The following is an 18,718-nucleotide window of genomic DNA, read 5'->3' as shown; positions in this document are numbered from 1 at the left end:
CGAGGTTCCAGGATGCAAGCGACGATCGATCTCCGCTCCGACACCGTGACCCGACCGACCGCGGCCATGCGCGCCGCCATGGCCGCGGCCGAGGTCGGCGACGACGTGTACCGGGAGGACCCCACCGTGCGGGCGCTCGAGGAGCGCGTCGCGGAGCTCACGGGCAAGGAGGCCGCGCTGTTCGTGCCGAGCGGGACGATGGGCAACCAGATCGCGCTCCTCTGCCACACCCAGCGCGGCGACGAGGTGATCGTGGGCGAGGGCGCGCACTGCGCGTTCTACGAGAGCGGCGCCGCCCCCGCCTGGAGCGGCGTGCAGTTCGCCTTCGCCGGGCGCGGCGGCCTGTTCACGGCGGCCGACGTCGAGGACGCGATCAAGCCGCCGCAGTACTACCTCCCGCGCACGAGCCTCGTCGCGATCGAGAACACCCACAACCGCGCAGGCGGCCGGGTCTTTCCGCAGGAGGACGTGCTCGCCATCGCGTCGGTCGCGCGCGCGCACGGGCTCGCGCTGCACCTCGACGGGGCGCGCCTCTGGAACGCGGCGGTCGCCGCCGGCCGGACGCCCGCCGAGCTCGCCGCGCCGTTCGACACGGTGAGCGTCTGCTTCTCGAAGGGCCTCGGCGCGCCCGTCGGCTCCGCGCTGTGCGGCAGCGCCGACGTGCTCCGCGCCGCGCTGCGCTTCCGGAAGATGCTCGGCGGCGGCATGCGGCAGGCCGGCGTGCTCGCGGCCGCCGCCCTGTACGCGCTCGCGCACCACCAGGGCCGCATCGCCGAGGACCACGAGGCCGCGCGCGCCATCGCGCGGGCGATGCGCGCGGCGGCGCTTCACGCGGCGGCGCCCGCGACGATCGAGGAGCCCGAGACGAACATCCTCTACATCGAGACGCCCGGCATCCCGGCCGAGCGGCTCGTCGAGGCCGCGCGGCGGCGCGGCGTGCTCGTGGGGGCGACGGGCCGGAGCGCCGTCCGCGCCGTGACCCACCTCGATCTCGCGCCGGAGCAGGTCGCGCCCGCGGCGAGCGCCCTCGCCGAGGCGCTCGCCGAGGTGCTGGCGCAGCCGCGCGATCGCGGCGCCGAGGGCGCGCGCGCATGAGCGGCCCCCGCACGAACGCCCCCGCGCCGGCGATCGCCCTCGCGATCGCCGCGCTGCTCGGCCCTGCGTGCGCGCCGGCGCTCGGCGACGCCTACCTCGCCGCGATGACCGCCGGCGAGCGCGCCTACCACGCGGGGCGCTACCGCGAGGCGGCCCGCTCGTTCGACGACGCCGCGTCGCAGGCGCTGCGCGTGAAGGACCGCGACGAGGCGCGCCTCATGCAGGCGCGCTCGTTCGAGCGTGAGGAGTCCTGGGGCGAGGCGCGCGCGTCGTACGAGCGGCTGCTCGCCGACTCGCCGCGCGGGCCGCGCTCGGAGCGCGCGGAGTTCGAGCTCGCCGATCTCGCGATCGAGCACGGCGACGCGGACGCGGGCTACGCGATGCTGCTGACGGCGACGCTCCGCCACCCGTCGCACGGGCTCGCGCGCAACGCGCTGAAGCGGCTCATCCGGCGCGAAGAGGAGCGCGCCGGCGCGGCGGGCGCGCTCGCGTGGCTGCGGCAGCGCGGCCCCGCGCTCCGCGGGACGGAGCTCGATCAGGACGTCGCCTACCACACCGCGCTCCTCCTGGAGCGGAGCGGCGATCGCGAGGCCGCGCTGCGCGCGCTCGTCGCCGCCGCGCGCGCGCACCCGTACCCCGTCGGCAGCTTGACGGACGACGCCCTGTTCCACGCGGCGGAGCTCGCCGCGTCCCTCGGACGCCCCGAGGAGGCCATCGGCTACCTGAGGGAGATGCTCTCCGCGCGCGAGCCGGCCGTCACCGGCAGCTACGACCGCGGGAAGTTCGACGACGCGCAGCTCGAGATCGCGCGCCTCTACCGCGACGCGCTCGGCGATCGCGCGGCCGCGCGCCGCGAGCTGCACAAGCTCTATACGGACCACCCCGCGTCCATCCTGCGCGACGACGCGCTCTGGGCCGAGGCGAAGCTGTGGCGCGAGGATGGCCGGAGCAAGGAGGCGTGCGCCACCGCAGCCCGGATCGCCCGGGAGCTCCCAGAATCACGCTACGCGCGCTGCGCGCACGCGATATGTCCGTCGCTCCCGGCGGCGCCTCGCCCGTGCGCGGACTACATCCTCCGCGAGCTCGACGAACGGAAGGACCCTTGACGCGGGGACGCCGCGCGGCGCGGTCGCCGCGCTCAGTCGTCCTCGTCGTCCGCGGGCTCCAGCTCGGCGTCGTCGTCTTCGTCGTCTTCGTCCTCGTCGTCGGCGAGGTCCTCGTCGTCGGCCTCATCGAGGTCGTCGTCGTCCTCGCGCGGCTCGTACTTCAGATCGATGCCGATGTCGCCGAGCTGGGTCTCGAGGAGCTCGAAGAGCTCGTCCACGTCGTCGCCCCCCCACTCGTCGAGCACGTCGGTCAAGAACTCAAAAAAATCACCGCTGTCCAGACGACGCTCGATCTCTTCGACCTGCTCCTCCGAGAACGCCTCGAGGACGTCCTCGCGCAGCGCTTCGGTGTCGCCTTCCTCAACGGCATCCGCCGCAGAGAGGCGGATCTGCTTTACGGCACGCTTGTCGAGGTGAATCTCCATGAAGGTGGCTTCGTTTAGGCGACCCTCGCAGCTGCCGTCAAGCGGCGTATGGTGTCGAGCTTCAAGAGACCGCTCGCCTCCCCCCTCCATCGCGTCTTTTCCTGGGGGCGCGGCCAGGACGCCGCGGGGCGCGGAGCTGCCCCAGGCGGCCACGCGCTCGCCCACGTCGGAGGTCGGCGCGGGCACGCCTCCAGCGCCCGCGCGGCGGAGGAGCGTTGCCGGCGGCAGATCTCTCGCGTATCTCAAACAACTCGTGCGTTTGCGATCTCCGCCCGGCGCGCTCTCGGCCGCGATCATCGCGGCCGGCGCCCTGCTGTCCTTGACAGCGCGGGCCGCGCCTCCGCACCCCCAGGCCGAGGGCGCCCTCCACGGCGCCGCGCCAGGCGCTCCCGCCGGCGGCCGGACGGGAGGAGGCCCGGGCGAAGGGGCCGAGGACGGCCGCGCCCCGCCCGCCGGGAGCGCGCCGCTCCACGCGGCGGGGGACGAGACCGCCGCCGAACAGGAGCCATCGCTCGCCGTCAAGCCGCGCGTCGAGCTCGCCTCCCGACCGCCGCCGCTGCACGTCGAGTACGTGCAGTACGGCGTCGCCCTCGTGGCAGAGATGAGCCTCGATCCGGGCGCTGCATGCCCGCGCTCGGGGCCCCTCTACGCGTGCATCCTGGGCAGCGGAGGCGGGCTCGCGATCCGCGGCGGATACCGCTCGCCGGGCCCCTGGTACTTCGGCGGCGCGTACCAGTTCACCAAGATGGACTCGAGCAACCTCTACCGGCTTGGAATCTTCCAGCAGCTGCGGGCCGAGATGAGGTACCTGCCGGACATCGGCTACCGGGCGGCTCCGTACTTTTCCGCCGGGATCGGCGGCGTCGCCTACGGGAACGAGTGGGGCGTCGAGACGGGCGGCGCGCTCATCTTCGGCGGCGTCGGGGTCGAGCTGGAGGTCTCGCGCCGCGCGGTGCTCGGCGTCAGCTGCGTGTACCGGCCGGTGCTGCTCGCTGGCTGGAGGGACACGGCGAACTACCAGCGGGCCACCGCCATCGCGCAATTCGTCGGCTTCGAGCTCCTCCTCGAGGTGCGGACCGAGGTCGGCCGGCGCTGAGCGGTTCCCCTGTCCGCTCGAGAGAACGCACCGGCTACTTGACTCGACCGTCGCTCCGCGGTCCCCTCGGCAGCGTGATCTGCGATGTGTGCGGTCGCGACAACGCTGGCGATCTGACGTTCTGTCAGGATTGCGGTCGGCGGCTGAAGGCTCGAGAGGCGCGGGTCGTCCCGCCGACGCCGCCGAGCGGCTTGCCGCAGGTGTCGCTCCCGGCCCTGCCCGCGCCTGCACAGGCCGAGACGCCGCCGCCCGCGAACGACGCCCGCGCGGTCGCCAGGCCGCCGGGGCCTCGCGGCGCGCCGGGGCGCCTTCGCCCGGAGGCGCCCGTGTTCTCCTTCAGCCCGCTCAACTCGGCGAGGACGGAACCGGCGATGCCGGCGGCGCACGGCCGCGCGGAGGGCGCATCGCGCCCGGCGCGCGAGGGCGCCGCGACGCCGGCTGCCGGCGCGCTGGACAGCGCGATCCAGATGGTGCCAGCCCTGCAAGCGCCGAAGGTCACCGAGCGGGGCGACGCGCCCGCGCCTCCCGCGACGCCCTCGATCACCGACGCGATCCTGGGGCTCTCCTGCCCGAACTGCAGCGGGGAGAACCCTCCGGGCTACCGCTTCTGCGTGACGTGCGGCGCGCCGCTGAACAGGAAGGATGGCGGAGCGGCGGCGGGCGCTCCACAGCCGGTGAGCCAGGTGTCGAAGCGCGCCAGGGGAGAGCGCGGCGAGCCAGGCGCCGCGCTCTCCCCTGGCGCGCCGTACATGGCGCCCCCGCCGCACGAGGAGATCGGGACGACCGCGCGAGGTCTCGACGACGTCACGCACGTCACGCACGTCACGCACGTCACGCCCCGGCACGCAACTCCGGCGGAGGCCGCGCCGCCGGCGGCCCGCGACGAGCGCTCCGGCGCCGGAGACGCGCAGCAACGGGGCGGCGCGCCGGCCAGGCCGCCTCCGCCCCCGCTGCCACCGGTCGCCCTGCCCCCGGCGCGGCTGCCCCCGCCCGCGGCCAGCGGGAGCAGCGCCGACAAGATCGTCGGCTCGCCGGTCGTCGACATCGCGTCCTCGCAGCGGGCGCCCGTCCCGCCGGTCGAGTGCGCGCGCTGTCGCGGTCAGTGCCTGGCGGGCACGCGGTTCTGCAAGTACTGCGGCGCGCCCCTCGAAGGCGAGCGGCCCGCCTCCGAGCGCCCCGCCAGACCCGCCACCGACCGCCCGCAGCCAGCGCCCGCGCTCGCCCCGGACGCCCGGCGCGACCCGCATCGGCCCCCGCATGCTGCCGAGCCCGCCGGGCCGCTCTCGACCGAGACGGGCAGCGCGCCTCCGCCCTCCCAGCAGCCGCTCGCTCCGCTGCGCGCGTCCCTCTCGGCTCGCCCGCCGGCGTGGGTTCCGGCTGACACCCAGCCGACCCGGGCTGACACCCAGCCGACCCGAGCGCCCGAGGGCAAGCTCATCGTGATCGTCGAAGACGGGACCGAGGGAAAGAGCTTCCCCCTCGCCGGCCCGCAGATCGACATCGGCCGCACCGAGGGGGAGATCCTCCTGGAGGACGACCAGTACGTCTCGCCGCGGCACGCGCGGATCATTCCGCAGGAAGGGTCCTGGGTTCTCCGTGACCTGGGCAGCGTCAACCGCATCTACCTTCGCATCCGGAAGACGCACGCCCTCCGAGATGGCGACTTGCTCCTCCTGGGCCTCGAGGTGTTACAGTTTCAGACCGTGAACGACGGCGAGCGAGGCCTCGGCCATGCCATCCAGCATGGAACGTTGCTGTTTGGCTCGCCCGCCATCCACCGCCGGGCGAGACTCTGCCAGCGGACGGTGGAGGGCGTGATGCGGGACGTGTACCACCTCTACCGGGATGAGACGGTGATCGGACGGGAGACGGGAGACATCGTATTCACGGCCGATCCGTTCCTCTCGCGACGCCACGCCGCCATCCGGAGGAACCCGGCCACGGGGGAGTTCACGCTCAGCGACCTGGACTCGTCGAACGGGACCTACGTCGCCATCCGCGAGGACGTCAGCCTCCTCGATCGCGACTTCGTGCGCATCGGGCAGCACCTGTTCCGCGTGGATCTCACCCGATGAGCGACCAGACCGTCCGCGAAACGCCGACCGAGGCGCTGGAAGTCGAGGGGCTCCCCGGCGCAGCCTCGGCAGGAACCGACTCGAGCAGCCACGCCGGCAAGGCGCTTCATGACTCCCCGCACGGCGCCGCGTCGCTCGAGCCCGGCAAGGCGGGGTCTGTGGAAGCAGGCAAGCCCGTGAACTGGAAGCCCCCGCCGCCCAAGACGCGTCCGGCCGCGAACGCCGCGCAGAAGGCTGGCATCGCCGTGAAGCCCGTGAAGGCGCCCAGCGCATCGAGCCCGGAGAAGGTCGGGCGGAAGCTCCCTCCACCGCCGCGGGTGCGGCTCACCGCGGGCGGGTCACGCGAGGAAGACGCGGATGGAAGCACGACCCGGTCGGACGACCTCGGAGACGCGGTGACCCCCGACGCGCCGCCGGCAGCCGCTCAAGCGCACGCCTCGCTCGCGGCTGCGTCGTACGACGGCGCGTTCGACGAGACCCCCGCCGCGGAGGCCGCCCATGGCGGCGGCGCGGCCGGGCGCTTCGCGGGCGAGGCGCCGGGAGCCGGCGAGCCGGACGAGGGCGGGCAGCGCCCCGACGGCATGGACGGCGCGGCGACACCGCCCGACGAGCCGCGCCGCCCCGAGGTCGTGCTGCGGCTGTTCGGCCGCACCGACGTGGGCCAGGTCCGCGAGCACAACGAGGACAACTTCATCGTCGCGGATCTCACGAACGCGAGCCGCGGCCTGATGGAGATGGACCGCTACCAGGTCGTCGGCGAGCGGGGCGCCCTGCTCGGCGTGTGCGACGGCATGGGCGGCGCCGCGGCCGGCGAGGTCGCGAGCCAGCTCGCGGTCGACATCATCTACCAGCGGATGAGCGCCGCCGGTCCCCCGGAGAACCACGACGAGCTCGCGGCGCGGCTGGTGCAGTCGATCGAGGCGGCGGGCCTCCGGATCTTCAGCGAGGCGAAGCTCGATCGGACCCGGCGAGGGATGGGGACCACCTCGACCATCGCCGCGCTCATGGACGATCACCTGTTCCTCGGGCAGGTCGGCGACAGCCGCGCGTACGTCCTCCGCGGCGATCGGCTCGTGCAGGTGACGCGCGACCAGTCGCTCGTGAACCAGCTCATCGAGGCGGGCCAGCTCACCGAGGAGGAGGCCGAGACCTTCGAGCACAACAACATCATCCTCCAGGCGCTCGGCACCGCGGACTCGGTGCAGGTCGACCTCACCTTCGTGGAGCTCAGGCGGGGCGACACGCTGATGCTCTGTTCCGACGGGCTCTCGGGCATGGTGCGGAACGAGGAGATCCGCGAGGTGCTGCGGACCGTCGACGATCCGATCGAGGCCTGCAAGGTGCTGACGGATCGGGCCAACCAGGCCGGCGGGCACGACAACATCACGGTGGTGGTCGCGAAGTTCGACGGCGACGGGCTCGCGCCGCCGGAGCTCGAGGACATCGAGGACCTCCGCTACCAGAAGTACGCGCTGCCCGAGCACCTCCTGGCGCAGAACGCCGCCGCGTCCGAGCCGGCGCGCAAGGTGAAGGAGCTCGACGAGAAGAAGATCTCGCAGCGCCCCCCCTCGCCGAAGTCGTGGCTCAGCAGCAGCGCCGACAGCGACGTGGACGACGACGGGGACGACTACGACCACGTCGCCTCGCCGCTGCCGGCCGACGACGCGCTGGACGAGCGCAACGCCCGCGCGCCCGTCCAGGGCGACGAGCCGATCATGATCCCGACCGACGGCGCGCCGCAGTGGCTGGTGATCTTGATGATCGTGAGCGCCGTCGCGTGCGTTACCATCGCCGGCTACTACCTGCTTCGTTAGGGTGCGCGCGGCGCACGTGCGCGCGCCTTCCACCGCGATGCTGCGCAGCAACGACAAGCGCGGCCGGCAGACGCCGGCCGCCCCGCAGGAAGAGTGGCCCCCCGGGCGCCCCGACGCGGACGGCCGCGTCGACGTCGAGACCGCGCAGCGCATCGTCAAGGATGCCGTCGTGCAGGCGATGCGGCGCGAGGAGAAGGCGCTCGCGCTCGTGCGCGCCAAGGCGGACGACGCGAGGCGCAAGGTGTCGCGCCACAACCTGCTCCTCGGGCTGGGCGTCGCCGCGGCGCTCGTCGCCGTGGCGGTGGCGTCCGTGGTCACGTACCGGTCGCGCCGGGCGGCCGACGCGCTGGCGCGCGAGGTCGGCCTCGGGATCGCGCCCGCGGCGCGCCCGTCGGGCGCGATCCCGGAGCAGGTGCTCTCGGGGCGCGCCATCTTCGAGCAGAACAGGCTGGCGCTCTACGTGATGGGCTACAAGGTGGACAACCGCATCGGCGGTTGCTGCTCGGCGTTCGCCATCGCGCCCGATCTGCTCGCGACGAACGCTCACTGCGTCCGCGACTGCCGCGCCCGCGGCGGCACCTCGATCGTCACGCAGAACGACTCGATGGGGAAGGTCCGCTTCCCCATCGTCGCGATGTCGGCCCACCCGGCGTACAAGCCGGGGCAGGCGGGCGCCGGCTCGCCGGACGTCGCCCTGCTCCGGATAGCCGGCAAGGCGACGCACACGGTGAAGCTCGCGAACGACGCCGAGCTGCGGGCCATCGGGCCGGGCGACGACGCCTACGTCATCGGCTTCCCTGGTCGCCTGATGGACCCGCTGAGCCCCTCGGCGACGTTCCTGCAGGGCCGCATCGGGCGCGTGACCGGCATCGACGAGGAGGCGACGACGCCGGACCGAGCCGTCCTGATCCAGCACGACGCGGTCACGCGCGGGGGCAACAGCGGGAGCCCCATCTTCAACCAGTACGGGCACGTCATCGGCATCCACGCGGCGCACATCGACGACGAGGACGACGTCACGATCGACGGCCGGAAGGCGACGGTGACGCAGAGCTCGCCGTTCCGCATCGGGATGCGGATCGATCTGCTGAAGGGGGTCCCCGCGCCGTGATGCTGCGCGTCGTACACACCTTCGGGCGCAACGCCGGGTCTGTGGAGCTCCACGACCGGCGCGCTGTGCGCTTCGGTCGAGCGCCGGACAACGACGTCGTCTTCGACCCGAACCACGATCGCGACGCGAGCAGCCACCACGCCGAGGCGCGCCTCGAGGCGACGGGCTGGGTGCTCTACGACCTCGACAGCCGCAACGGGACCTACGCGGGCGGGCAGCGGATCAAGCGGCACCCGATCGCGTCGGGCGACGAGATCACGTTCGGCGCCAAGGGCCCGCGGGTGCGGCTGGAGCTCATCGAGCGCCGCACGTCGGGTCCGCCGCCGGCGCACGCCGTGGCGCCTCACCTCTCTCCCGCCGCGGCTTACCCTGCGCCAGTGACGGGCCATCCGGCGCCCGCTGCGTACCCGGTGCCTACTGCGGGCTACCCCGCGCCCGCCGCGTACCCCGCGCCCGCCGCGTACCCCGCGCCCGCCGCGTACCCCGCGCCCGCCGCGTACCCCGCGCCCGCTGCGTACCCCGCGCCCGCCGCGTACCCCGCGCCCGCTGCCGCCCCCCATGGACACGTCCCGGCCGCGCCGCCGGCCGGCGCGCGGCGGGTCGGCGAGCGGACGATCGCCATGATGATCTCCTCCGCCGTCGCGGCCGCCACGGGGCGCGCGAAGCCCCGCGGCACCGTCGAGATCAACGCCATGCTCCACAAGGAGGTGCACGCCGCGACGGCAGGCCAGCGGCGCACGACCTACATCCTGGCCGCGCTCCTCGTGATCGCGCTCGCCAGCCTCGCCGCGCTCATCGTCTACAACCGCTCCTCCCACGACGAGATCAGCCAGCTGCGGGAGGAGCTCGCGGGCCTCTCGCCGGAGGACCCCCGGCGCAAGGAGATCGAGCGCCGCCTCGGGACGCTCCACCCCTCGAACGCCAACTTCGGGCGCAACCTCCACGACCGCTCCAGGAAGGGGATCTTCATGCTCGCCGCCGGGCGCGAGGGGTTCTGCACGGCGTTCGCGGTGCGGCCCTCCGTCCTCGTGACGAACGCCCACTGCATCACCGCGGCCAAGCGCCGCGGCGGCGCGATCGTGGCGCTCGAGAACGAGGGCCGAGGCCAGATAAGCTTCGCCGTGACCGGCATGCGGACGCACCCGCAGTACCGCGACAGCGCGGATCAGCTCACCCCGGACATCGGCACCGTGACGATCGCGGGGCGCGCGGCCGCCGTGCTCGAGCTCGCGACGCGGGAGGAGCTCGCCGCGGCGGGCGCCGGCGACGACGTGTACCTGATCGGCTTCCCGGAGCGGCTCACGGACACCGCGAACCCCGTCGCCACGTTCCTCGCCGCCAACATCGGCCGGATCACGGGCGCGAACGGCCGGCCCGCGCCCGCGGCGGAGGCATGGCTGATCCAGCACGACGCCCGCAGCACGAGCGGCATGAACGGGAGCCCCATCTTCAACGGCCAGGGCAAGGTCATCGGCATCAACGCCGGCGGTTACCTCGAGGGCAACGACGAGACGATCTCTGGCCAGAAGATGGAGGTGGTAAAGGCCTCCCCCTACAAGTTCGGGATGCGCATCGACCTGCTCGACGCCATCCTGCGCTGACTCCCGGCCGAGAGAGATGCTCCGCCACGCGCTCCGCAGGCTCCTCTGGACGCTGCCGACCCTCGTCGGTGTCTCGCTGCTGACCTTCTTCGTGCTCTCCTTCGTCCCGGATCCGACGGACGACCCGCTCCTCGCCAGCTCGCTCTCCAGCGCGGAGCTCGCGCGGCTCCGCCGGGAGCGCTTCCTCGACCTGCCGCGCTTCATCAACCTGAAGCCGCGCGACGTGCGCCTGCGCGCCCTCGCGGCCGCGCAGGCCATCGCGGCCGGCGGCGACGACGCCGCGGCCGCCGCCGACGAGCTGCGTCGCCTCGGCGGCGCCGCGCTGCCGCACATCCTGCCGCTCGACGCGCTCGCGCCCGAGCCGCGCACCCGCGTCGCGCTCGCGCTCGCGCCCGTCGCGGCGCGGATGGGCCTGCCGCGGGCCGACGACGCCGCGGACCCGGCGCACGCTGTCGCGTTCTGGACGCGCTTCTGGGACGACCGCGGCATCGAGTTCCGGAGCGCGTCGGTGCGGAGCGCCGTGCGGCGCCTGGTCCGCTACGGCTCCGCGTCGCGCGCCGCCGAGCTGCTGGAGCTCGACACGTTCGCCCTGCAGGCGGTGATCGCCGCGCTGCAGCCGCCGCGCGACGCCGAGTCGCTCGAGCAGGCGCGCGCCCTCGTCGACGTCGCGGCCCACATCGCGGAGATCGACGACCGGATCGCCCCGGGCGACGACCTCGCGGAGGCCCGCGCGTGCGTCACGCGGTGGAGGTCGTTCTGGAACGTATACCGCAGCGACTTCGAGGTGTTCACCGGCCCGGCGCAGCTCGCGGCGACCGTGCTCGAGACCCGCTACGGCAAGTGGGCGCTCGGCGCGGTCACCCACCGGCTCGGCGTCGCAGCGACCGGCGAGCCGGTGCTCGACGAGCTCGCGCGGCGCGCGCCCGTCACCCTCGCGCTCGTCTTCGGGGCGATCGCGCTGGCCTACGCCGTGGCGATCCCGCTCGGCGCGCTCAGCGCGGCCTCGCAGGGCCGGCGGAGCGACTCCGCGATCGCGGCCGCCGTGCTCACCGCCGCCGTCCTCCCGACCGCCGTCGTGGCCGTGGCCGCCGTGCTCCTCTCGGGCGGCGCGCGGTCCCTGCTCCTGCCGACGTGCCTCATCGCGCTCTCGCTCGTCGCCGCGCCGGCGCGGCAGCAGCGCGCCGCGCTCGTCGCGATCCTCACGCAGGACTTCGTCCGGGCCGCGCGGGCGCGCGGCGCCGGCGCCGCGCGCGCCATCGCCGTCCACGGGCTCCGCAACGCCGTGCTCCCGGTCGTGACGCTCGCCATGCTCGAGCCGCCGATGGCGCTCGGCGGCGCGTTCGTCGTCGAGCGCGTCTTCGAGCTCCACGGGCTCGGCGAGCTCACGCTCCTCGCCGTGCAGGCGCGCGACGTGAGCTGGCTCATGGCCATCTCGATCGGCGCCGCGGCCATCGCCGCGCTCGGCGTGATCGCGACCGACCTCGCCTATGTGCTCGTCGATCCGCGGCTCGGCCCGGCGGTGCTCTCGCGGAGGAGCGAGGCGTGACCCACGCGACGGCGTTCCTCCGCCGGATGGTCGGCAGCAAGCGCGTCGCCATCGGCGCCGTGCTGCTCGGCGTCCTCGCCCTGCTGGCCATCTTCGCCGAGCTCCTCGCCGCCCCTGCGCCCATCGCCTGCTTCGGGCCGGAAGGCGCGGAGATCCTGCCCGCGGTCACCGAGGGCGCCACGCTCGATTCGCTCACCGAGGCCGAGCTCAGGGTGCGCTTCGAGGGCTTCGCGATCTGGCCGCCCATCCGCTACGGCCCGGAGCAGCGCACCGACGCCGGCCCGAACGCGTCGCCGTCCCTCGACCACCCGCTCGGCACGGACTTCGAGAGCCGCGATCTCGCCGCGCGGCTGATCTACGGCGCGCGCACGGCGCTCGGCCTGTCGCTCAGCGCGGTGCTCGTGGGCATGTTCCTCGGCGTCGTGCTCGGCGGGCTCGCGGGCACGCTGCGCGGCGTCTGGAACGACGGCCTCGTCCGCCTCGTCGAGACGGTCGACACCTTCCCGGCGATCCTCGTCGTGGCCATCGTGCGGGCGATCGAGCGCGAGCCCTCCGCGCTGTCGCTGGTGCTCGCGGTCGCCTTCGTCCGCTGGGCGGAGATCGCGCGCCTCGTGCGCGCCGAGGTGCTGCGCGCGTCGAGCGAGGAGTACGTGATGGCCGCGCGCGCGCTCGGCAGCACCCGGCTGCGCGTCTTCTACCGCCACATCCTCCCGAACGCGCTCGGCCCCGTGATCGTGAGCTCGGTGCTCGGCGTGGCGTCCGTGGTCCTGCTCGAGGCGGCGATCTCGTTCCTCGGGATGGGCGCGCCCGCGCGCGTGGCCTCGTGGGGGGAGACGCTGGGCCAGGCGGCGCGGCACCCGAGCGAGATCCGGCTGCTCGTCTTCCCCGGCGTGCTGCTCCTGGCGACGGTCGGCGGCTCTTACCTCATCGCCGACGCGCTGCGCGACTCCATCGATGCACGCACCGTGCGCGCGCGCGTCCCGCGCTGACGCGCGGGGGCCGTACGTCCGCGCGCCAGCCGCCGGCCGTGCAGCGCTCTCGCGCGCCGAAATTGCGCGAAATCGCCTTCCTCTCCGCGATCTCGGCGGCGGAGCCCTCGCGCCGCTCGATCTCGCAGGAAAGGCCCGCTATGAATTCGCCCGCCATGGCCGTTCCCGAGATCAACGAGCAGGAGTTCGAGCGCGAGGTGCTCCGCAGCGAGTTGCCCGTGCTCATCGATTTCACCGCCACCTGGTGCGGGCCGTGCAAGACGGTCGCGCCCGAGGTCGACGCCATCGCGCGCGAGCTCGAGGGCAAGGCCAAGGTGGTCAAGGTCGACATCGACCGGTCGAAGCGCATCGCCACAACGCTGCGCATCCAGGCCGTCCCGACGTTCATGGTCTTTCATCGAGGCCGCCCGGTGGCCGCCGAGCAGGGCGTCCTCAACCGCAAGCAGCTCCGCGAGCTGCTCGATCCGTTCCTCCCGCGCGCCGAGGGCGCCATCCGGGCGGCCGAGCTGGCGCAGCTGATCCGGGAGGGCCAGGTGGTCCCCGTGGACACGCGCGAGACCCCCGCCTACGGCCGCGCCCACATCCCGGGCGCTGTGCACATCCCGATCGAGGAGATCGAGGGCCGGCTCGCCGAGCTCCACATGCTGGCCGGCGCGCCGGTGCTCTACTGCCGCTCCGGCGACAAGTCGAAGGACGTCGCCGCGAAGCTCGCCGAGGAGGGCGTGCCCGTCGCGTTCCTCGAGGGCGGCTTTCTCTCGTGGGAGGCCGAGGCGCTCCCGATCCAGCGCCCCGACTGACCGCTGCCGCACGCTGCGCCGCTCGGCGAGCACGGCGCCTCGCGGCGGCACCTGCGTGGGGCGGCGTTACCCCTTGGCGGCCGACAGCGCCGCCGAGACGACCTCGCGCACCGGCACGCCGTGCGTCCTCGCCGCCGCGGCGCAATCGTCGAACTCCGGCTTGATCTGCGGCGGCCCGAACGGCCCCTCGCTGATCTTCACCCGGATGGCTCCGTACGCCGTCTGCACGGTGGTGATCCGCCGCGGCCGCTCGGTGCGCGCGACAGGGATCTTCCGTAGCCCGATGCTGGTCGTCTCGCGGAGCAGCGCCGTCGCGACGGCGTCGGCCTGGGGGGCTGCCGCGAGCGCGGCGATCGTCAGGGCGGGGCGCCCTTTCTTCATGGTGATCGGCACCGCCCAGGCGTCGAGCGCGCCCGCCGCGAACAGCGCCTCGATCGCGTGCCCTGCCACCTCGCCCGTCAGATCGTCGACGTTCGCCTCGACGAGCACGTGCGACGCGCTGCCGACGCTCTCCTCGCCGCCCGTGCGCGTCCCGAGCACGACCCGCAGCAGGTTGGGGCGGTCCGGCAGCTCGCGCTGACCGGCGCCGAAGCCGATCCGATCCGGGGCGAACGTCGGCCAGCGCTCGAACCGGGTCGCCAGCGTGGCGATGATGGCCGCGCCGGTGGGCGTGACCAGCTCGGCGTCGAGCTCGACGCCGTAGGTCGGGACGCCGCGGAGGCACGCGACCGCCGCGGGCGGCGGCAGCGGGAGGATCCCGTGCCGCGCCTTCACGAACCCGCGCCCCATGGGCAGCGGCGATCCGACGACCTCCGCCCCGATGTGCACGATCGCCGCGGCGGAGCCCACGATGTCGACGATCGCATCGACGGCGCCGACCTCGTGGAAGTGCACGTCTTCGAGGCGGATCCGGTGCACGGCGGCCTCCGCCTCGCCGAGGCGCCGGAAGATCCGGCGTGCCAGCGCGGCGACCGGTGGATCGAGCGGCGCGGCGGCGAGCATGGCGTCGATGGATCCGTAGGTGCGCTCCGGCTGCGGCGCCTCGACGTGCACGTCGAACGAGGTCGCCACGATGCCGCTCCGATGGGCGTGCCCGCGGTGCAGGTGGAACCCATCAAGCGGCAGCGCGGCGACGGCGCGCTCGATGACGAGGAGGGGCACCCCGAGATCGAGCAGCGCGGCGATGGTCATGTCGCCCGCGATCCCGCTGAACGCGTCGAAGAACAGGACCTTGCCCGCGCCCGCGCCCTCCTCGAGGAGCGGCGCGCGCGGATGGTCGTGCCCGTGGTGGTGGTGCCCTCCGTGCGCGTGCCCGTGGTCGTGCTCGTCTCCGTGCGCGTGGTGGTGGTGATGGCCTCCGTGCGCGTGCTCGTCTCCGTGCGCGTGATGGTGGTGATGGCCTCCGTGCGCGTGCTCGTCTCCGTGCGCGTGCCCGTGGTCGGGATGGCTCCCGTGGTCGGGATGGCTCCCGTGGTCGGGATGGCCCCCGTGCGCGTGCTCGTGGTGGTGATGGCCTCCGCGCGCGTGCCCGTGGTCGTGCTCGTCTCCGTGCACATCCCCGTGCGCGTGGTCGTGATCGTGCCCGTGTCCCATCTCTCGCCTTCTCCGTTCCCCGGGCGCCTTCGCGGCGCGGCGCTCCCGCGGTCGCGCTCGCTCCGCGCTACTCCTTCGGCAACATGCGATGCACCACCATCGCCGCGCCGAAGCCGCTGTCGATGTTGACCACGGCGACGCCGGAGGCACACGACGTGAGCATGCCGAAGAGCGCGGTGAAGCCGCCCAGGGCAGCGCCGTAGCCGACCGACGTCGGCACCGCGACGACCGGCGCCGCCACGAGCCCGCCGACCACGCTCGGCAGCGCGCCTTCCATGCCCGCGACAACGATCACCGCCGACGCCTTGCGCAGCTCCTCGACGCGATGGAGGAAGCGGTGCAGCCCCGCGACCCCCACGTCGTACAGCCGCTTCGCCTCGAGGCCCACGGCGCGCAGGGTCTCGATGGCCTCCTCGGCGACCGGGAGGTCGCTCGTGCCCGCCGTCACGACGGCGACCGCCCCGGCGGCGCGCTTCGGCAGCGGCGCGACCTCGATGCTGCCGGTCCGCGCGAGGGGCACATAACGGAACGCGGGCACGAGCGCCGAGACCGCCGCGCCCTTCGCGGCGTCGACCCGGGTCACGAGCACGTTCTGGCCTGCCCCCGAGATCTCCCCGGCGATCAGGGCGATCTGCTCGGGTGTCTTCCCTTCGCCGAAGATCACCTCGGGGACGCCCTGCCTGAGCGCGCGGTGGTGATCGACGGTCGCGACGCCCAGGTCCCGGAAAGGCAGCCCCCGGAGGGCATCGAGCGCCTCCTCGACGGCAAGCTCGCCGGTCCGAACGCGCTCAAGCATCTCCCGGACGAGGCGCGGCTCCATGTGCGCAGCCGCTTAGCGCGGTGGCGTCCCCAGGGCAAACGTTCCGCCCCGCCTGCCCAGCCGCACTCGGAAGAGCCCTGGCGTGGGCCGCTCGAGCCGTCCTGGTCAGGAAAAGGTCCAGGCACTTTGCTCAGGAGGGGGCGACAGGACTACTTTCGGCGCCGCGTGCCCGCCTTCGTCGCTCCCCTCGTCGGCTTTGCTCTCGGCGCGCTGCTCGCCTGGTTCAGCGCTGCAGCCCCTCACCGCCTGGGCGCGCTGCGCGCGGCGGAGCCTCGGCTAGCGCCGGGCGCGCGCGCTCGGCCGCTCGTGCTCGTCTCCCTGTTCGCCTGCCTCGTCTTCGCGCCGGTTTGCGCGTACTTCCTCGTGTTCGCCCCTGACTGGAGCTTCGCGTACCTCGTCGACACGCGCCGCATCCCGTCCGCCGTCGACCTCGTGCTCGTCCTCGTCAACGCCGCCTCGGTGCCCGCCGGCTTCGCCGCCGCGAATCGCTTCGCCGGGAGCGCTGGCGGCAGGTGGACCGCCCAGCGCGCGGTCCGCGCGCTCGCCGTCCTCGCCGGCGCGCCGCTGTCGATCGCCCTGCTTGCCGTCGTGGCCCTGTCGCGGCGGCTCGCGCTCGACGGCACCTACCGGCAGGTCGAGGGCGACTTCGGCGTCCACCCGGTCGCCGGCGGTCCGCTCGGCTATGCGCTCCTCTGGATGTACACCATGCTGGCCGCCGGCTTCGCGGCCACCGTGAGCGCCCTCCTCCGGCGCGAGCCCGCGGGGGGCGGGCCGAAGGCCGAGCCCTCCCCCGGCGCGCGCCCCCGCGCCGCCCCGAGCGAGCCGGCGCCTGAGGTCGTTCCGCCCCGGCCCGCCTCGGCACGCCCTCAGCGGCGGCTCGGCGTCGGTAGCGGAGGGCGCTCCAACCGGCCGGGCTGAGACGCCCCCCCGCGCGCGGGGATCTCGCGCGCGGGGGGGAGCGCGCCGCGAGGCGACCGCGTCACCGCGTTGACGGAGCCAGCCCGCTCCACCACCCTGTCGCCCCATGTCCGAACGAGCCCGCGTGGAGCAGCAGGTCGAGGAACTCATGGAGCTCGCCGAGCAGGTCGTGACGCGCGCCAGGAAGGGCGGCGCCGACGTCGCGGAGGCGATCGCCCGCTCCGGCTCCGAGCTCACCACCAAGGTGCGCCTCGGCGAGCCCGAGCTCGTCGAGGAGGCCGTCCACAAGGGCCTCGGCATGAGGATCATCAAGAAGCAGCGCGTCGCGCTGACCTCGACGTCCGACCTCACGCCCCGCGGCATCGATCGCTTCGTGGCGGACGCGCTGGAGCTCGCCGACATCTCCCAGGAGGACGCGTTCGCCGGCCCCGCCGATCCGGAGCTCATCGCCAAGGGGCCCTTCCCCGCGCTCGATCTCTACGATCCCTCCGGCGGGGAGGTCACGGCCGCGCAGGCGATCGACATCGCGCGCCGAGGCGAGCAAGCGGCGCGCGACGCCGACCCGCGGATCACGAACAGCGAGGGCGCGACGTTCTCGCGGAGCGCGGGCGCCTTCGCCCTCGTCCTGTCCGGCGGGTTCCGCGGCGGCTTCGCCGGCTCGTACGCGCAGCTCGTTGTCTCCCCGGTCGCCGACGACAGCGGCGACAAGAAGCGCCGCGGCTTCTACTTCACCGGCCGGCGCCACCTCGCCGACCTGGACGCCCCGGACGCCGTGGGCCGCGAGGCGGCGCGCCGGACGCTGCGCAAGCTCGGCGCCCGCAAGGTGCCGACCTGCGAGGCGCCCGTCGTCTTCGACCCGGACGTCGCCCGGTCGATGCTCGGGTTGCTCGGCTCCTGCATCATGGGCAGCTCGATCTGGCGCAAGTCGAGCTACCTCGTCGGCCGCGAGGAGACGCGCATCGCCAGCGATCTCATCACGATCGTCGACGATCCGCTGATCCCGCGCGCGCCCGGCTCGCGCCCGTTCGACGGCGAGGGCCTCCTCGCCCGGCGCAACGTCGTGGTCGAGCAAGGCGTCCTGAAGACTTACCTCTGCGACAGCTACAGCGGCCGGAAGCTCAAGCGCCCGCCGACCGCCAGCGCCTCGCGCGGCGCTGGCGGCGGCGTCGGGCCGTCCACGTCGAACTTCCTCCTCCAGCCCACCTCCACGCCAGCGGCGGAGATCGTGCGTTCCACGCCGCGCGGGCTGTACGTCACCGAGATGATGGGCTTCGGCTTCAACGCCGTGACCGGCGACTTCTCCCGGGGTGCGTCCGGCTTCTGGATCGAGAACGGAGAGCTCGCTTACCCCGTGAGCGAGGTGACCATCTCGCTGAACCTCGACGAGCTCTTGCAGCGGATCGACGCCGTCGGGGACGACCTCGATCTCCGGACGTCGACGTGCTCGCCGACGTTCCGGGTCTCCTCCATGACCATCGCTGGAAGCTGAAGCGCTCCGTCCGAGGAGCCATGCTCCTCGAGCGCGTCTTCCTCCAGGAGGCGCCGACGCGGACCCTGCAGCGGGGTTGCGAGCGACCCATCAACCGGCCCCGGGTTGTGCTGCGGGAGGGGGTTCTGACCTCAGCGGCTCGCTCTGCACTGCTGCGGCTGTGCTGCGGCTCCTGGCGGAGCCTGCTCGGGCGCGACCGGCCGTCCTAGCCCAGCCTCTTCTGCCGGGCGTAGGACGGCCGGG

General features: G+C 74.0%; 15 protein-coding genes. 12 read left to right on the top strand and 3 right to left on the bottom strand.

Annotation, left to right across the window (positions count from 1 at the left end; translation table 11 throughout):
• Window positions 1–12: 12 nt before the first annotated feature.
• The gene (gene ltaE, locus POL72_RS38040) at window positions 13–1,095 is read left to right on the top strand and encodes a low-specificity L-threonine aldolase (protein ID WP_272101727.1); all 1,083 of its coding nucleotides are present in this window, start codon (window positions 13–15) and stop codon (window positions 1,093–1,095) included.
• On the top strand, window positions 1,092–2,201 hold the full coding sequence (locus POL72_RS38035) for a tetratricopeptide repeat protein (protein ID WP_272101726.1): 1,110 nt from the start codon (window positions 1,092–1,094) through the stop codon (window positions 2,199–2,201). Before ltaE ends, POL72_RS38035 begins: the two co-directional genes overlap by 4 nt.
• 32 nt (window positions 2,202–2,233) lie before the next feature.
• Here POL72_RS38035 and POL72_RS38030 read toward each other — a convergent pair whose 3' ends face one another.
• Window positions 2,234–2,626 carry a hypothetical protein gene (locus POL72_RS38030; RefSeq protein WP_272101725.1) on the bottom strand — a complete coding sequence of 131 codons (393 nt, stop codon included), beginning with the start codon at window positions 2,624–2,626 and terminating at the stop codon, window positions 2,234–2,236.
• A 253-nt stretch (window positions 2,627–2,879) separates the two neighbouring features.
• On the opposite strand from POL72_RS38030, the gene POL72_RS38025 reads away from it, so the two are divergent.
• The 8 genes from POL72_RS38025 (at window position 2,880) to trxA (ending at window position 13,655) form a co-directional block, all read left to right on the top strand.
• Entirely contained in the window at window positions 2,880–3,722 is an 843-nt protein-coding gene (locus POL72_RS38025) for a hypothetical protein (RefSeq protein ID WP_272101724.1), read from the top strand.
• A gap of 38 nt (window positions 3,723–3,760) precedes the next feature.
• Window positions 3,761–5,797 (top strand): FHA domain-containing protein, encoded by a 2,037-nt coding sequence (locus POL72_RS38020; protein ID WP_272101723.1) that lies wholly within the window; start codon window positions 3,761–3,763, stop codon window positions 5,795–5,797.
• Entirely contained in the window at window positions 5,794–7,611 is a 1,818-nt protein-coding gene (locus tag POL72_RS38015) for a Stp1/IreP family PP2C-type Ser/Thr phosphatase (RefSeq protein WP_272101722.1), read from the top strand. Before POL72_RS38020 ends, POL72_RS38015 begins: the two co-directional genes overlap by 4 nt.
• A gap of 16 nt (window positions 7,612–7,627) precedes the next feature.
• Window positions 7,628–8,722, top strand: coding sequence for a S1 family peptidase (locus tag POL72_RS38010; RefSeq protein WP_272101721.1), 1,095 nt, complete (start codon window positions 7,628–7,630; stop codon window positions 8,720–8,722).
• Window positions 8,722–10,323 (top strand): FHA domain-containing protein, encoded by a 1,602-nt coding sequence (locus POL72_RS38005; protein ID WP_272101720.1) that lies wholly within the window; start codon window positions 8,722–8,724, stop codon window positions 10,321–10,323. Before POL72_RS38010 ends, POL72_RS38005 begins: the two co-directional genes overlap by 1 nt.
• A 16-nt stretch (window positions 10,324–10,339) precedes the next feature.
• Entirely contained in the window at window positions 10,340–11,869 is a 1,530-nt protein-coding gene (locus POL72_RS38000) for an ABC transporter permease subunit (protein WP_272101719.1), read from the top strand.
• Complete coding sequence (locus POL72_RS37995; protein ID WP_272101718.1) at window positions 11,866–12,858, top strand: ABC transporter permease; 993 nt, start codon at window positions 11,866–11,868, stop codon at window positions 12,856–12,858. Before POL72_RS38000 ends, POL72_RS37995 begins: the two co-directional genes overlap by 4 nt.
• 155 nt (window positions 12,859–13,013) lie before the next feature.
• A complete protein-coding gene (gene trxA, locus POL72_RS37990) occupies window positions 13,014–13,655 on the top strand; it encodes a thioredoxin (protein ID WP_044964524.1) in 642 nt (213 codons plus the stop codon).
• A gap of 66 nt (window positions 13,656–13,721) precedes the next feature.
• Here trxA and larC read toward each other — a convergent pair whose 3' ends face one another.
• A complete protein-coding gene (larC, locus tag POL72_RS37985; RefSeq protein WP_272101717.1) occupies window positions 13,722–15,248 on the bottom strand; it encodes a nickel pincer cofactor biosynthesis protein LarC in 1,527 nt (508 codons plus the stop codon).
• Between the two features lie 67 nt (window positions 15,249–15,315).
• Complete coding sequence (gene larB, locus POL72_RS37980; protein ID WP_276597601.1) at window positions 15,316–16,044, bottom strand: nickel pincer cofactor biosynthesis protein LarB; 729 nt, start codon at window positions 16,042–16,044, stop codon at window positions 15,316–15,318.
• 189 nt (window positions 16,045–16,233) lie between these two features.
• Between larB and POL72_RS37975 the strand changes: the two genes are divergently transcribed.
• Together POL72_RS37975 and POL72_RS37970 are read left to right on the top strand one after the other, a co-directional pair.
• The gene (locus POL72_RS37975) at window positions 16,234–16,986 is read left to right on the top strand and encodes a hypothetical protein (protein ID WP_272101715.1); all 753 of its coding nucleotides are present in this window, start codon (window positions 16,234–16,236) and stop codon (window positions 16,984–16,986) included.
• 124 nt (window positions 16,987–17,110) lie between these two features.
• Window positions 17,111–18,475, top strand: a complete 1,365-nt coding sequence (locus tag POL72_RS37970; RefSeq protein ID WP_272101714.1) for a TldD/PmbA family protein — start codon at window positions 17,111–17,113, stop codon at window positions 18,473–18,475.
• Window positions 18,476–18,718 lie beyond the last annotated feature (243 nt).

The organism is Sorangium aterium (assembly GCF_028368935.1).
Classification (GTDB): domain Bacteria; phylum Myxococcota_A; class Polyangia; order Polyangiales; family Polyangiaceae; genus Sorangium; species Sorangium atrum.
Note: the sequence above shows the minus strand (reverse complement) of the source record. Positions and strands in the feature narration are given on the sequence as shown.

What these genes read in the sequence shown, in the direction of transcription:
- ltaE (WP_272101727.1), top strand. Translation starts at nt 13, where the DNA reads ATGCAAGCGACGATCGATCTCCGCTCCGACACCGTGACCCGACCGACC.
- POL72_RS38035 (WP_272101726.1), top strand. Translation starts at nt 1,092, where the DNA reads ATGAGCGGCCCCCGCACGAACGCCCCCGCGCCGGCGATCGCCCTCGCG.
- POL72_RS38030 (WP_272101725.1), bottom strand. Translation starts at nt 2,626, where the DNA reads ATGGAGATTCACCTCGACAAGCGTGCCGTAAAGCAGATCCGCCTCTCT.
- POL72_RS38015 (WP_272101722.1), top strand. Translation starts at nt 5,794, where the DNA reads ATGAGCGACCAGACCGTCCGCGAAACGCCGACCGAGGCGCTGGAAGTC.
- POL72_RS38005 (WP_272101720.1), top strand. Translation starts at nt 8,722, where the DNA reads ATGCTGCGCGTCGTACACACCTTCGGGCGCAACGCCGGGTCTGTGGAG.
- POL72_RS38000 (WP_272101719.1), top strand. Translation starts at nt 10,340, where the DNA reads ATGCTCCGCCACGCGCTCCGCAGGCTCCTCTGGACGCTGCCGACCCTC.
- trxA (WP_044964524.1), top strand. Translation starts at nt 13,014, where the DNA reads ATGGCCGTTCCCGAGATCAACGAGCAGGAGTTCGAGCGCGAGGTGCTC.
- larC (WP_272101717.1), bottom strand. Translation starts at nt 15,248, where the DNA reads ATGGGACACGGGCACGATCACGACCACGCGCACGGGGATGTGCACGGA.
- larB (WP_276597601.1), bottom strand. Translation starts at nt 16,044, where the DNA reads ATGCTTGAGCGCGTTCGGACCGGCGAGCTTGCCGTCGAGGAGGCGCTC.